The sequence below is a fragment of the Xanthomarina sp. GH4-25 genome (assembly GCF_045363175.1).
GTDB lineage: Bacteria > Bacteroidota > Bacteroidia > Flavobacteriales > Flavobacteriaceae > Xanthomarina.
In genome coordinates, this window is sequence record NZ_JBJFLO010000005.1 from 127,901 (window position 1) to 144,005 (window position 16,105).

A 16,105-nucleotide genomic window follows, 5' to 3' on the forward strand; every position below is an offset into this window, starting at 1 on the left:
CTTATGAAACACATTTACTTTATAATAGGATTATTATTAGTAGCTACAACTGCTTCTGCACAAATTCCAACAAATTATTATAGTTCTGCAACAGGAACTGGTTACGCCTTAAAAACACAATTAAAAAAAATAATTGATGATGTAAACGATGGTTTATCAACCGAGTACACATCAATTAATCTTAGTTATGGTGATCTATATGATACGTTTGAACTATCAGATAAAGATTTTTATTTCGAAAACAATGGAACACTTTTAGACATGTATTCTGAGGGTGTTATAGCTGTTCCTGGACCAGCAAATGGTATAAACGATACAGATTCTTATGAGTATACTTATGGATCTGCTCAACAAGATGATGGTACATTGGGTACAGAAGAAGGACAACGTTTTAATAGAGAACATATCATTCCACAAGCAGTTTTCGATGGAGATACACCAATGAAAAATGATGCGCATTTTGTTGTACCTACTGATAAATATGTAAATGGCCGAAGAGATAATTTCCCTTTTGGAGTTGTTCAAAATGCAACTTTAATAACAACAAATGGTTCAAAATTAGGAAACAATTTAAACTCTGGATATTCAGCAGGTTATACAGATACTGTTTTCGAACCTATCGATGAGTTTAAAGGAGATATAGCTAGAATGTATTTTTATTTTGTAACTAGATATGAAGATGACATGACTAGTTTTAACCAATACGATATGTTTGATGGTTCTAACGACAAATGTTTTACAGATACTTTTTTAAACATCTTATATACATGGCATGTAAACGATCCTGTATCTCAGCGTGAAATTGACAGAAATAATAATATAGATGGTATTGGAAATACCACAAGACAAAGAAACAGAAACCCTTTTATTGACAATCCTCAATACGTATTAGATATTTGGCAAAATGAGCTTACTATAAAAGAATTTGAAATTACAAATACAATCAAAATGTTTCCTAATCCTGCTAAAGGTAATGTAGTAACAATTTCGACTAATGATGACATATTAGTTGAAGTTTATGATATTTTAGGTAAAAAAATAAAATCTCAAAACATATCATCAAATCTAAATAAATTAGATATTTCTAGACTTTCTAAAGGTATTTACTTAGTAAAACTTAATTCATCTAAGGGCAGTACCACAAAAAAATTAATTAAACAATAAGCATTGTGTAACAAAATATTAAAAAAGCGCCTTAATATTAAGTCGCTTTTTTTTTGGTGAATAACTCTAAATTTTCAATAATTTATATAGTAATTATTATGCTGAAAAAAAGTAAATTTGCACTTTAAAAGAAACAACATAATCTAACTCATACATAATGATTCATTTCTTCGGAAACCAAAACAGTAAAATATTTGCTGTTCAAGCAACAAAAGAATTATCAACCGAAACCATATCTAAATTAGTGTGGTTATTTGGCAACCAACCAAAAATAGAACAAGCATCTCTAGATGCTTTTTTTGTTGGACCTCGCGCTGCCATGATTACACCTTGGAGTACCAATGCTGTGGAAATCACGCAAAACATGGGTATTGAAGGTATTATCCGTATTGAAGAGTTTCAAGCAACTGATGAAGATTTCAAGGATTATGATCCTATGATTTCGGAAAAATACAACGGGTTACATCAAGATTCTTTCTCTATTGATATTAAGCCAGAAGCTATTTTAAATATTGATAATATTTCGGCTTACAACCAACAAGAAGGACTCGCTTTAAATGATGAAGAAATAGCATACCTAGAAGGCGTTTCAAAAAAAATAGGCAGACCATTAACCGATTCAGAAGTTTTTGGTTTTTCGCAAGTAAATTCGGAGCATTGTCGCCATAAAATCTTCAATGGCACTTTTGTAATTGATGGTGAAGAAAAACCAAGCTCACTTTTTAAATTAATAAAAGAAACATCTAAACAACATCCAAACTCCATTGTTTCAGCATATAAAGATAACGTGGCTTTTGTAAAAGGCCCACGAGTAGAACAGTTTGCACCTAAAACGGCTGACAAACCTGATTTTTACCAAATAAAAGAATTTGATTCTGTTATTTCACTTAAAGCAGAAACACACAATTTCCCAACAACGGTTGAGCCTTTTAATGGAGCTGCAACAGGTTCAGGTGGTGAAATTCGCGATCGATTAGCAGGTGGAAAAGGCTCATTACCATTGGCTGGAACAGCTGTTTATATGACAGCCTATTCCCGATTGGAAGAAAAGAGATTTTGGGAAGAAAAAATGGAAGCACGTCCTTGGTTGTACCAAACACCAATGGATATTTTAATTAAAGCCTCTAATGGTGCTTCAGATTTTGGAAACAAATTTGGACAACCACTTATTTGTGGTTCTGTGCTAACATTTGAACACGAAGAAAACACAGCATCTAGTAATGCAAAAGCAAGGAAACTGGGCTATGATAAAGTTATCATGCAAGCTGGTGGCATTGGTTATGGCAAAGCAGATCAAGCGATAAAAGACACACCAAAAGAAGGCAACAAAATAGTTATTCTTGGTGGAGAAAACTACCGAATTGGCATGGGTGGCGCAGCCGTTTCATCAGCAGATACGGGAGAGTTTGCTTCAGGAATTGAATTAAATGCTGTTCAGCGTTCCAACCCAGAAATGCAAAAACGTGCTGCAAATGCAGTTCGTGGTATGGTGGAAAGTGATGAAAATTTTATTATTTCTATTCACGATCATGGTGCTGGTGGTCACTTAAATTGTTTAAGTGAATTGGTTGAAGACACTGGAGGTAAAATTGATTTAGATAAATTACCTGTTGGAGATCCTACCCTTTCGGCTAAAGAAATTATTGGAAACGAGTCTCAAGAACGAATGGGATTAGTGATATCTGACAAACATATTGAAACCTTACAAAAAATTGCAGAACGTGAGCGTTCGCCAATGTACACGGTTGGCGATGTTACAGGTGATGACCGTTTTACGTTTGAATCTAAAACCACTGGTGAAAAACCTATGGATTTAGCCTTGACAGACATGTTTGGAAGCTCTCCTAAAACCATCATGACAGATAATACGGTTGTCAGAAAATATAAGAATCCAAGATATAAATCGAAAAACGTACTCATCTATTTAGATCAAGTTTTACAGTTAGAAGCTGTGGCTTGTAAAGATTGGTTAACTAATAAAGTAGATCGTTGTGTTGGAGGAAAAGTAGCCAAGCAACAATGTGCTGGCCCCTTACAATTGCCCTTGAATAACTGTGGCGTTATGGCTTTGGATTATAAAGGAAAAGAAGGCATTGCAACATCTGTTGGTCATGCACCTATCTCAGGATTAATTTCACCAAAAGCTGGCAGTAGAAATGCCATTACAGAATCGCTTACCAATATTATTTGGGCGCCTTTAAAAGATGGATTAGAAAGTGTTTCATTGTCTGCCAACTGGATGTGGCCTTGTAAAAATGAAGGTGAAGATGCACGGCTATATGAAGCTGTTGAAGCGGTTTCAGAATTTGCCATCGATTTAGGAATTAATGTTCCCACTGGAAAAGACTCACTTTCCATGAAGCAAAAATATCCAAATGAAGACGTTATTTCCCCTGGAACGGTTATTATTTCAGCTGCTGGAAACTGTAATGATATTACCAAAGTTGTAGAGCCTGTTTTTCAAAAAAATGCGGGAAACATTTATTATATCAATATATCCCAAGATGATTTTAAATTAGGTGGAAGTTCATTCAACCAAACCTTAAATGCCATTGGAAATGAAACGCCAGATGTAACAAATCCAGAATTTGTAAAAACCGTTTTTAATACCATTCAGGATTTAATTAAAGCTGACAAAATTGTTGCAGGACATGATGTAGCTTCAGGTGGTTTAATTACAACACTTTTAGAAATGTGTTTTGCAGATGTGAATTTAGGAGCCGAATTAAATCTAACGGACTTGGCTGAAACAGATTCTATCAAACTCTTTTTCTCTGAAAATACAGGAATTGTTTTTCAAGCAGCTGATGATTCAATTGAACAGATATTAACAGACGCAAATATTAAATTCTTCAATATAGGAACCGTTCAAGAAAGTGATGTGTTAAGCATTATTAATGATGATGAAGTTTTCACATTAACCATTTCAAGACTACGTGATGTTTGGTATAAAACATCCTTCCTATTGGATCAAAAACAAACGGCAAACGGTTTGGCACAAGACAGATTTGATAATTATAAAAACCAACCATTAGAATATATATTCCCTAAACATTTTATTGGGAAACTTCCTGCCATTCAGAACGCTAGTGAAAAATCTCGCCCAAAAGCCGCTATACTACGAGAAAAAGGTTCAAACTCTGAACGCGAAATGGCTAACGCCATGTATTTAGCTGGATTTGATGTGAAGGATGTTCATATGACCGATTTAATTTCTGGTCGTGAAACACTTGAAGATATTCAATTTATTGGGGCTGTTGGTGGTTTTTCAAATTCAGATGTATTAGGTTCTGCTAAAGGTTGGGCAGGTGCTTTTAAATACAATGAAAAAGCCAACACAGCTTTAAAGAATTTCTTTAAACGTGAAAACACACTTTCTGTTGGTATTTGCAATGGCGCACAACTTTGGATGGAACTGGAATTGGTTAATCCAGACCATGATACACATGGAAAATTAACGTATAATAATTCCAAAAAACACGAAAGTTCATTTACTTCTGTGGAAATCCAGAAGAACAATTCTGTTATGTTATCCAGTTTAGAAGGCTGCAAATTAGGTGTTTGGATATCTCATGGCGAAGGTAAATTTAGTCTACCTAACAAGGAGAAAGATTATAACATTGTTGCTAAATATGGCTACGAAGGTTATCCTGCAAATCCTAATGGTTCAGATTTTAATACGGCTATGATGTGTGATAAAACAGGAAGACATTTAGTAACCATGCCGCATATTGAGCGCTCAACATTCCAATGGAACTGGGCAAATTATCCAGAAGGCCGAAAAGATGAAGTGTCTCCTTGGCTAGAAGCATTTGAAAATGCTAAAAAATGGATTGAGAACAAAAAGTAACTCGTTAATTAATTATAAATCAAGGGACTTGAATAATTCAAGTCCCTTTTTTTATACTGTCAATTTATTATCAGTTTTTTTTCCTATTTTGCAAGTCTTCAAACCTCATAGACAAATGACAGAAATTACCAGACTTTTTGACTTTCCATATTATCAACTTGAAAAATATAATTTGGAAGCTGCACTTGTTACCAAACAAAATGGTGAATGGGTAAAGACTTCTACCAAAGAATATCTAGAAAAGTCGAATGCAATGAGTCGTGCGCTTTTAAAATTAGGTATTCAAAAGAATGATAAAATTGCAGTGATTTCTTCTACAAATAGAACGGAATGGAATATCATGGATATAGGTATTCTTCAAATTGGAGCTCAGAATATACCTATCTACCCAACGATTTGTGCTGAAGATTATGAATATGTTTTAAATCATAGCGAATCTATCTACTGTTTTGTTTCAGACGAAGAAGTTCTAAAGAAAGTACGTAAAGTACAATCAAATACAAAAATAAAAGATGTGTATTCTTTTAATCATATTGAAGGCTGTAAGCATTATTCAGAATTACTAGACCTTGGCAAAGATGAAAGTAATCAAAATGAGGTACAGGCTCGTAAAGATGCCGTTTCTCCATTAGATTTAGCAACAATCATTTATACTTCAGGAACAACAGGTAAGCCAAAAGGAGTCATGTTGTCTCATAATAATATTACAAGTAATGCTCTGGATGCTTCTCATCGATTACCAATAATGAGTCATAAAGAAAATAGAGTGTTAAGTTTTTTACCTATTTGTCACGTTTTTGAACGTGTCCTTATTTATTTATATCAATATGCAGGTGCTACTATTTACTTTGCAGAAGGCATTGACAAGATTGGGGAAAATGCAAAAGAAATTAAACCGAACTTAATGAGCGTTGTTCCTAGACTTCTAGAAAAAGTCTATGATAAAATCATGGTTAAAGCCGAAGATTTAACAGGAATAAAAAAAGTGCTTTTCTTCTGGGCAGTGTCACTAGGTGAGCAATGGGAACCCTATGGTCAGAATGGTTGGTGGTTTGAATTTAAACTTAAAATTGCTAATAAGTTAATCTTTAGCAAATGGCGTGAAGCCTTGGGAGGAGAATTACATACCATGGTCTCTGGTAGTGCTGCATTACAAACAAGATTAACTAGAGTGTTTTCGGCTGCAGGTATGCAGGTGATGCAAGGTTATGGACTTACAGAAACATCTCCAGTAGTTTCTGTTGAAATGTATAAAGACAACAACTTTAGAGTTGGTTCCGTTGGAAAACCAATTTTGAATGTTGAAGTTAAAATTGCAGAAGATGGAGAAATCTTAATTAAAGGACCAAACGTAATGATGGGTTATTATAAAGATCCAGAAAAAACTGCAGAAGTAATGACCGGAGAATATTTTCACACAGGTGATAAAGGCGAAATTGATTCAGATGGTTTCTTAAAAATTACAGGTCGTAAAAAAGAAATGTTTAAAACCTCTGGCGGAAAATATGTTATTCCAACACTATTAGAAAATGAATTAAAACAATCCCCTTTTATTGAACAAGTTATGGTTGTTGGAGAAGGCGAAAAAATGCCAGCAGCATTAATTCAACCAAACTTTGAGTATATTCAAAATTGGATTGATAGAGAAGAAAAAAATATTGGAAAATCTGAAAAAGAAATAGCAAACTCTGATGAAATTATTAATATCATTCAAGACAAAATAAATACCTGCAATAAAAATTTTGGTAAATGGGAACAAATTAAACGCTTTGAGCTAACTCCTGATGTTTGGTCAATAGATGGAGGCCACCTTACTCCTACTATGAAAATGAAGAGAAATGTTATAAAAGAAATCTACAAAGACCTCTACGAAAAAATATATCGCCCATAAATTTCAAACTCCTTTTTTTATTTAAGGAGTTTTTTTTATTCAATTCCATGTTAAATTTTTACAATTTATTATGCGTGCATAATAAATTTTCATATCTTTGGTTTTCATAAACACTAAATATGAAGGATAAAACCATTGACTATGTATTACGAACTACCTGGTTAACAGTTCAAAAAATGTACAATGAAGAAGCTTCAAAATTCGAAAGCACTATGGCTACCGGATTTACTTTATTAAGCATAGACCCAGAAGAAGGAACTCCCTCTACCTCTCTTGGACCAAAAATGGGAATGGAAGCAACAAGTCTTTCAAGAATATTAAAAACGATGGAAACTCGAGGATTAATTGAAAGAAAGCCTAATCCTGAAGATGGACGAGGGGTTTTAATTTATTTAACAGATTTTGGGAGAGAGAAAAGAGGCTATTCTAGAGATCGGGTTTTAAAATTTAACGAAGCCATTAGAAAAAATGTACCATTAGAAAAATTAATCACGTTTTATGAAGTAGCCGATACCATAAACGATTTAATTTCTAATAAGAAAATATATACCAACGAAGTAAACAACACAAATATTAATAGATAAAATCGTTTAGAATAAAATGAGTATAAGACGTATAAAAAAAATAGCAATTGTTGGTTCTGGAATTATGGGATCTGGTATTGCATGTCATTTCGCCAATATTGGTGTTGATGTGTTATTATTGGACATCGTTCCAAGAGAACTAAATGACAACGAAAAAGCTAAAGGACTAACTTTAGAAGATAAAGCAGTTAGAAATAGAATTGTTAACGATTCTTTAACGGCCTCATTAAAATCGAAACCTTCTCCTATATATCATCAATCCTTTGCTAGTAGAATTACTACTGGAAATCTAGAAGACGATATTTCCAAAGTAAAAGATGTCGATTGGATTATGGAAGTAGTTGTGGAACGTCTAGATATTAAAAAGCAAGTCTTTGAAAAACTTGAAAAACATAGAACGCCAGGAACTTTAATTACATCCAATACGTCTGGTATTCCTATCCATTTTATGAGTGAAGGAAGAAGCGATGATTTCCAGAAACATTTCTGTGGTACCCACTTTTTCAATCCAGCTCGATACTTAAAATTATTTGAAATTATTCCTGGACCAAAAACAGATCCTTCTGTTCTAGAGTTTTTAAATGAATACGGTGAAAAATTCTTAGGAAAAACATCTGTTGTTGCTAAAGACACTCCTGCATTTATAGGAAACAGAGTTGGTATTTTTAGCATACAAAGTTTATTTCATGCCGTTAAAGATTTAGATTTAACTATCGAAGAAGTAGATAAATTATCTGGACCAGTAATTGGTCGTCCAAAATCGGCAACCTTCCGTACAGTAGATGTTGTAGGTTTAGATACTTTAGTTCACGTGGCAAATGGTATTAGAGAAAACTGTCCTAAAGATGAACGTTTAGAGTTATTTGAATTACCAGATTTCATCAACACCATGATGGAAAACAAATGGTTAGGAAGTAAAACTGGACAAGGTTTTTATAAAAAAGTTAGAAAAGAAGATGGATCTTCAGAAATTCTTTCTCTAGACTTAAATACCTTAGAATACCGTTCTGCAAAACGTGCAAAATTCGCAACTTTAGAAATGACTAAAACTATTGATAAAGTAGTAGATCGTTTTAAAGTATTAGTAAAAGGAAAAGATAAAGCTGGTGATTTTTATAGAAAAAGCTTCACAGCATTATTTGCTTACGTTTCAAACAGAATTCCGGAAATTTCAGATGAGCTTTACAAGATTGATGATGCCATGAAAGCTGGTTTTGGGTGGGAACACGGACCTTTTCAAATTTGGGATGCTATTGGTGTAGAAAAAGGAATCGAATTAATGAAGGCTGAAGGTTTAGAGCCTGCTGCTTGGGTAAATGATATGATTGCTTCTGGTAATACATCTTTTTACTCTGTTAAAGAAGGAGCTTCATACTTTTATGACATTCCTTCTAAAAAACAAACTAAAATACCTGGACAAGATAGTTTTATCATCCTTGATAATATTAGAAAAACAAACGAGGTATTTAAAAACTCTGGTGTTGTTGTTGAAGATTTAGGAGACGGAATCCTTAACCTAGAATTCCAATCTAAAATGAACACGATTGGAGGCGACGTTTTAGCAGGATTAAACAAAGCTATTGATATAGCCGAAAAAGATTTTGCTGGTTTAGTTGTTGGTAACCAAGCTGCCAACTTCTCTGTTGGTGCAAACATCGGAATGATTTTCATGATGGCTGCAGAACAAGAGTACGACGAACTTAACATGGCTATTAAATACTTCCAAGATTCTATGATGCGTATGCGTTATTCTTCCATCCCAACTATCTCTGCTCCTCACGGAATGGCTTTAGGTGGTGGTTGTGAAATTTCTTTACACGCAGATAAAATTGTTGCAGCAGCCGAAACATACATGGGACTTGTAGAATTTGGTGTTGGTGTTATTCCTGGTGGTGGTGGCTCTAAAGAAATGGCTTTAAGAGCACAAGATCTTTTCGAAAAAGGCGATGTGCAATTAAATATCTTACAGGAACATTTCTTAACTATTGGTATGGCAAAAGTATCTACTTCTGCTTATGAAGCATTTGATCTAAACCTAATGCAAAAAGGAAAAGATGTAGTTGTAGTAAACAAAGACCGACAAATTGCAGTTGCAAAACAACACGCTTTGTTAATGGCAAATTCTGGTTACACGCAACCTGTAAAACGAAACGACATACTAGTCCTTGGTAAACAAGCATTAGGTATGTTTTTAGTAGGAACAGACGCGATGCAAGACTCTAATTACATTTCAGAACATGATATGAAAATTGCTAATAAATTAGCTTACGTTATGGCTGGTGGTGATTTATCGGAACCAACTCGAGTAACAGAACAATATTTATTGGATTTAGAGCGTGAAGCTTTCTTAAGTTTATGTACAGAACGTAAAACTTTAGAGCGTATTCAACACATGTTAACCAAAGGAAAACCTTTAAGAAACTAAAAAAAATGAAACAAGCATATATAGTAAAAGCATATAGAACAGCTGTAGGAAAAGCACCTAAAGGCGTTTTTAGATTCAAACGTACAGATGAATTAGCTGCTGAAACCATTCAGCACATGATGAAAGAACTTCCTAATTTAGACAAAAAACGTATAGACGACGTTATTGTTGGTAACGCCATGCCAGAAGGTTCACAAGGATTAAATATGGCACGATTTATTTCATTAATTGGATTAGATAGTGTAGATGTTCCTGGTGTAACGGTAAATCGTTTTTGTGCTTCAGGAATTGAAACCATTGGAATCGCAACTGCAAAAATCCAAGCAGGAATGGCAGATTGTATCATTGCTGGTGGTGCAGAAAGTATGAGTAGCGTACCAATGACAGGATTTAAACCAGAACTAAATTACGACACCGTAAAAGCTGGTCATGAAGATTATTATTGGGGCATGGGAAATACTGCTGAAGCTGTTGCAAAACAATTCAACGTATCTCGTGAAGACCAAGATGAGTTTGCATACAACTCACACATGAAAGCATTAAGAGCACAAGCTGAAAATCGTTTTCAAGATCAAATTGTTCCAATTGAAGTAGAACAAACTTATATAGATGCTAACGGAAAAAAAGCAACAAAATCTTATACAGTAACTAAAGATGAAGGACCTCGTGCAGGAACTAGCAAAGAAGCTTTAGCTAAACTTAGAGCAGTATTTGCTGCTGGAGGAAGCGTTACTGCTGGTAATTCGTCTCAAATGAGTGATGGAGCTGCTTTTGTGATGATCATGAGCGAAGAGATGGTTAAAGAATTAAACCTTGAACCTATTGCTCGTTTAGTAAACTATGCTGCTGCAGGTGTGGAACCTCGAATCATGGGAATAGGTCCTGTAAAAGCAATCCCTAAAGCCTTAAAACAAGCAGGTTTAAAACAAGACGATTTAGCACTTATTGAATTAAACGAAGCATTCGCTTCTCAATCTTTAGCTGTTATTCGCGAACTAAACTTAAATCCAGACATCATTAATGTTAATGGTGGTGCCATTGCACTAGGTCATCCACTTGGTTGTACTGGAGCAAAATTATCTGTCCAGTTATTTGACGAAATGCGTAAGCAAAACATGGTTGGCAAATATGGAGCAGTAACGATGTGTGTTGGAACTGGTCAAGGTGCTTGTGGCATATTTGAATTTTTAAAATAATACTAAATACTTAACACAATTATAAAAATGGAAGCAACAGAAAAAGACATCTTACGTGGAGGTCAATTCTTAGTTAAAGAAACAAAATGCGAAGACGTTTTTACTCCTGAAGATTTTTCAGAAGAGCAAAAAATGATGAAGGAAGCCGTTCAGGAATTCAACGAACGTGAAATTATTGCACATAAAGCTCGTTTTGAAGCAAAAGATTATGCTCTTACTGAAGAAGTGATGAAGAAAGCAGGGCAACTTGGATTTTTAGGAGTTGCTGTTCCTGAAGCTTATGGAGGATTAGATATGGGATTTGTATCTACTCTATTGGTTTGCGATTACATTTCTAGTGGTACTGGCTCTTTCAGTACAGCTTTTGGTGCTCATACAGGAATTGGAACTATGCCAATTACATTGTATGGAACTGAAGAACAAAAACAAAAATACGTTCCTAAATTAGCTACTGGTGAGTGGTTTGGGTCTTACTGTTTAACAGAACCAGGAGCTGGTAGTGATGCCAATTCTGGAAAGACAACTGCTACACTATCTGAAGATGGTAAATCTTATAAAATTAACGGTCAGAAAATGTGGATTTCCAATGCTGGTTTCTGTCATTTAATGATTGTTTTTGCTCGTATTGAAGATGACAAAAACATTACTGGCTTTATTGTTGAATACGATAAAAATAATCCGAACGGCATCACTTTAGGTGAAGAAGAACATAAATTAGGAATTCGTGCCTCTTCTACCCGTCAAGTATTTTATAGCGATACGGTTGTTCCTATAGAAAACATGTTGGCTGGTCGTGGTGAAGGTTTTAAAATTGCCATGAATGCACTTAATGTGGGTCGTATTAAATTAGCTGGTGCTTGTTTAGATTCGCAAAGACGAATATTAACAACTGCTGTTCAATATGCTAACGAACGTAAACAATTTAACACACCAATTGCAGATTTTGGTGCCATTAAATACAAATTAGCAGAAATGGCTTCAAGTGCATATGCAGGAGAATCTGCGACTTATAGAGCTGCTAAAAATATTGAAGATCGTATTGCCATGCGTCAAGCTGCTGGAAATACACATCAAGAAGCAGAGCTTAAAGGAGTTGAAGAATACGCTATTGAATGTTCTATTTTAAAAGTAGCTGTTTCTGAAGATGTACAAAATTGTGCAGACGAAGGTATCCAGATTTTTGGTGGTATGGGATTCTCAGAAGAAACTCCAATGGAAGCTGCATGGAGAGATGCTAGAATTGCTCGTATTTACGAAGGAACAAACGAAATTAATAGAATGCTTTCTGTTGGTATGCTTGTTAAAAAAGCCATGAAAGGTCATGTCGATTTACTAGGTCCTGCTCAAAAAGTTCAAGAAGAGCTTATGGGAATTCCTTCTTTCGACACACCTGATTATTCTGAGTTATTTGCAGAAGAAAAAGAAATGGTTGCTAAATTGAAAAAAGTGTTTTTAATGGTCGCTGGTGCTGCTGTTCAAAAATTTGGCCCAGATTTAGACAAACATCAACAATTGCTAATTGCTGCTTCAGACATCTTAATAGAAATTTATATGGCAGAATCTGCTATATTAAGAACAGAAAAGAATGTGAAACGTTTTGGCGAAGATGCTCAAGCTGTACAAATAGCGATGGCAAAATTGTATTTATATAATGCTGTTTCCATTGTTGAGAAAAACGGAAAAGAAAGTATTATTTCTTTTGCCGAAGGAGACGAGCAACGTATGTTGCTTATGGGATTAAAACGTTTTGTAAAATACGCAAACTATCCAGACATTGTCGATTTACGTATTGCTATTGCTGAAAAAGTAAAAGCAGAAAATAAATATTGCTTTTAAAAATTAAGTTTAGTTAGAAGAAAAAAAGTCGTTTCAAATTGAAACGACTTTTTTTATTTTGATACTTTTTCATCCAAGATTAAATCATTACAAAATGAATAAAGATGGTTTTTGGTATTATTATTGTGATCGTGTCTGCAACAAGAATTATTTTTAAATTTAAAGTTTCATCTTAATCAAAAAACTATTACTAAACTCATCAATCATGAAATCATTAAAACTACTACTTTTCATTTGCATTACTTTTACTTCTTTAAACGCACAAAACAATTTTTCAACCGAATATTTTAGACAACTACGCTACAACCATGTGTCTCCATATATTCCATTGGCTGGAACTCACCAAATAGATAGTATTACTGCTCAATCGACATCTCATTATATTTTTAAATATGATGGTTCCAACAGATTGACAGAGATTATTAACAATCATTATTTTACAGAAAAAGTGCATCCATTGGCATCCATTGGAGTTTACAAATTAGTTTTTGAATACTCAAAAAATAAAGTCACTAGGACTTTCTTTGATATGAATGGGAAACGAATCAGTAACGACAGGGGCATTTACAAGGAAGTTTATTCCCACAATAAAAATGGCTTTATAAATAACCTAAAATTTTATGATCTTGAAGACAAACCTATGGAGTCTAATTGGGGAATTGCAGAGTATCAATGGGAAAAACACAAAAAATTAATAATTGAAAATAGGTTTAATTTAAAAAACGAACCCGTTCCTTTATCTCCATATTTTCAATTTGGTACCACTGGTATCTTATTAGATAAAAAAGGACTACCAAAAGCACATTATAATTTAGACACGAACTTAAACATTATAAATAACGATAAAGGGACAGCTTCTTATCAAGACACTTATGATGACAAAGATAACCATATAAAATATAGCTATCACGATGCAAATGATAATCTGATTATGAATCAATGGGGTTTTGCTTATGGCATTAAAGAATATGATAGTATTGGCAACCAGATTAGACTCAATCAATTTAATACTAAAGGAGAGCAAATTAGAACTCGAGAAATTTATTCGAATACAACCATAGAATATGCATCTTCTGCCTCCAAAAAAGACACGCTAAAAATTCACAATACATCTTTAGGATATATAAAAGCACTACAGCAATTAAAACCAGATGTTATGAATCAGGTAATGAACGATAGTCTAAATAAAGTTAGTATAGGTTATGATAGAGAAACTAAAAAAGAATATGCAAGAGCAACCACAAAAACAGACATGATGGCTTTTGCAAATAATTGGAATAAAGCAAATAACAAATTCCCTTTTAAGCCAAATGACCAAATAGAAATCCTAGATATATATAACCGAATTGCAACTGTTAAAGTATTTTCTGATAATTGGGTGGACTATCTACATTTAATAAAATTAGATGGTGAATGGAGTATCATCAACATACTTTGGCAACATAAAGATATTAATCGCTATCCTAAAGAGTAATTACTTTTTTTATTTTCATTAATTTAGTGGAAAATATGTCACATGAAAAACACTCTAATTCTTTTTACCTTTATATTCTTATTTTCATTCACTACGCAAGGACAAGGGTTACTTACAGAAAAAAATAATTTCACACACCAAGATACTCTTAGAGGAACTATAACTCCAGAGCGAGAATGGTGGGATTTAACCTATTATCATTTAGATGTAAAAATAGCGCCCGAAACGAAATCTATTTCCGGTAAAAACACCATACAGTATAAGGTGTTAAAGCCTTATGCAGAAATGCAAATAGACTTACAAGAACCTTTAAAGATCACCAAGGTGGTTCAAAATGGAGAAGAATTAAATGTTAGAAAAGATGGAAATGCTCATTTTATAACACTAACTGAAGCGCAAAAAAAAGGAAGTATCCAATTTATTGATGTGTACTACGAGGGGCAACCCAAAGAAGCTGTTCGTGCACCTTGGGATGGTGGTTTTACCTGGTCTGAAGATAAAAACGGGATTCCGTTTATTGCAACCTCCTGTCAAGGCTTAGGTGCTAGCGTATGGTGGCCAAACAAAGACCATATGTACGACGAGGTAGACAGCATGTTAATTAGCGTTAATGTGCCTAAAAACTTAACGAATGTTTCAAACGGAAAACTAAGAAGTACTGAAAAACATAGCGATAATACTGTAACCTCAAATTGGTTTGTTAGCAACCCCATAAACAATTATGGCGTCAATGTAAATATTGGCGATTACGTGCATTTTTCTGAAGTATACGAAGGTGAAAAAGGCCCATTGGACATGGATTATTATGTATTACGAGATAACTTAGTTAGAGCCAAAAATCATTTTAAAGATGCTCCAAGAATGATAGAGGCTTTTGAACATTGGTTTGGACCATATCCTTTTTATGAAGATGGTTTTAAATTAGTTGAAGTTCCTTACTTAGGGATGGAACACCAAAGTTCTGTAACCTATGGCAACCAATACAAAAAAGGGTATTTAGGGAATGATATCACTGGTTCAGGTTGGGGTTTAAAATTCGATTTTATTATTATTCATGAATCTGGACATGAATGGTTTGCAAATAATATTACGTATAAAGACATGGCAGACATGTGGATTCATGAAAGTTTTACAAACTATTCAGAAAGCTTATTTGTTGATTTTTTCTATGGAAAAGAAGCGTCTTCAGAATATGTTATTGGTTCTCGAAAGAACATAAGAAACGACAGTCCGATTATTGGTTCTTACAACGTAAATAAAGAAGGTTCTGGAGATATGTATGCAAAAGGAGGAAACATGTTACATACCTTAAGACAGCTAATTGAAGATGATGAGAAATGGCGACAAATTTTAAGAGGATTGAACAAAACCTTCTACCATCAAACGGTTACAACAAAACAAATTGAAGATTATTTAAGCGAACATAGTGGTATTGATTTAACCGCATTTTTTAATCAATATTTAAGAGACATCAGAATCCCAACATTAGAGTATATAATAGAAAATAATGAATTAAAATACAGATGGATCAATATTGTCTCCAATTTCGATATGCCAATTCAAGTCACTTTTGACGATAAAAAACAATGGATTTATCCAAATGCTGAATGGAAATTGACACCAATTGAAGGAGACACTATAGAAGTAGATCCAAATTTTTACATAGAGATAAAAAAGCTTTAACA

General features: G+C 33.9%; 9 protein-coding genes. All 9 read left to right on the forward strand.

Translation table 11 applies throughout. The features are described from left to right. Positions 1-3 precede the first annotated feature (3 nt). The 9 genes from ACI5KZ_RS08615 to ACI5KZ_RS08655 all read left to right on the forward strand — a co-directional run bounded on the left by ACI5KZ_RS08615 (position 4) and on the right by ACI5KZ_RS08655 (position 16,103). Positions 4-1,164: an endonuclease gene (locus tag ACI5KZ_RS08615; RefSeq protein WP_406847428.1), complete on the forward strand. Its 1,161-nt coding sequence runs from the start codon at positions 4-6 to the stop codon at positions 1,162-1,164. Between the two features lie 157 nt (positions 1,165-1,321). After that, a complete protein-coding gene (gene purL, locus ACI5KZ_RS08620) occupies positions 1,322-5,014 on the forward strand; it encodes a phosphoribosylformylglycinamidine synthase (RefSeq protein ID WP_406847429.1) in 3,693 nt (1,230 codons plus the stop codon). A gap of 115 nt (positions 5,015-5,129) precedes the next feature. Next, positions 5,130-6,905, forward strand: a complete 1,776-nt coding sequence (locus ACI5KZ_RS08625) for an AMP-dependent synthetase/ligase (protein WP_406847430.1) — start codon at positions 5,130-5,132, stop codon at positions 6,903-6,905. Positions 6,906-7,024: 119 nt separating this feature from the next. Further along, positions 7,025-7,489, forward strand: a complete 465-nt coding sequence (locus ACI5KZ_RS08630) for a MarR family winged helix-turn-helix transcriptional regulator (RefSeq protein ID WP_109308864.1) — start codon at positions 7,025-7,027, stop codon at positions 7,487-7,489. A gap of 16 nt (positions 7,490-7,505) precedes the next feature. Next, positions 7,506-9,914: a 3-hydroxyacyl-CoA dehydrogenase/enoyl-CoA hydratase family protein gene (locus ACI5KZ_RS08635; protein ID WP_109308865.1), complete on the forward strand. Its 2,409-nt coding sequence runs from the start codon at positions 7,506-7,508 to the stop codon at positions 9,912-9,914. A 5-nt stretch (positions 9,915-9,919) separates the two neighbouring features. Further along, positions 9,920-11,110, forward strand: coding sequence for an acetyl-CoA C-acyltransferase (locus ACI5KZ_RS08640; RefSeq protein ID WP_406847431.1), 1,191 nt, complete (start codon positions 9,920-9,922; stop codon positions 11,108-11,110). 27 nt (positions 11,111-11,137) lie between these two features. Then, positions 11,138-12,946 carry an acyl-CoA dehydrogenase family protein gene (locus tag ACI5KZ_RS08645; protein WP_406847432.1) on the forward strand — a complete coding sequence of 603 codons (1,809 nt, stop codon included), beginning with the start codon at positions 11,138-11,140 and terminating at the stop codon, positions 12,944-12,946. Between the two features lie 205 nt (positions 12,947-13,151). Beyond that, positions 13,152-14,420: a nuclear transport factor 2 family protein gene (locus ACI5KZ_RS08650; RefSeq protein ID WP_406847433.1), complete on the forward strand. Its 1,269-nt coding sequence runs from the start codon at positions 13,152-13,154 to the stop codon at positions 14,418-14,420. Positions 14,421-14,462: 42 nt separating this feature from the next. Next, positions 14,463-16,103 carry a M1 family metallopeptidase gene (locus ACI5KZ_RS08655; protein ID WP_406847434.1) on the forward strand — a complete coding sequence of 547 codons (1,641 nt, stop codon included), beginning with the start codon at positions 14,463-14,465 and terminating at the stop codon, positions 16,101-16,103. The last annotated feature ends 2 nt before the right edge of the window (positions 16,104-16,105 follow it).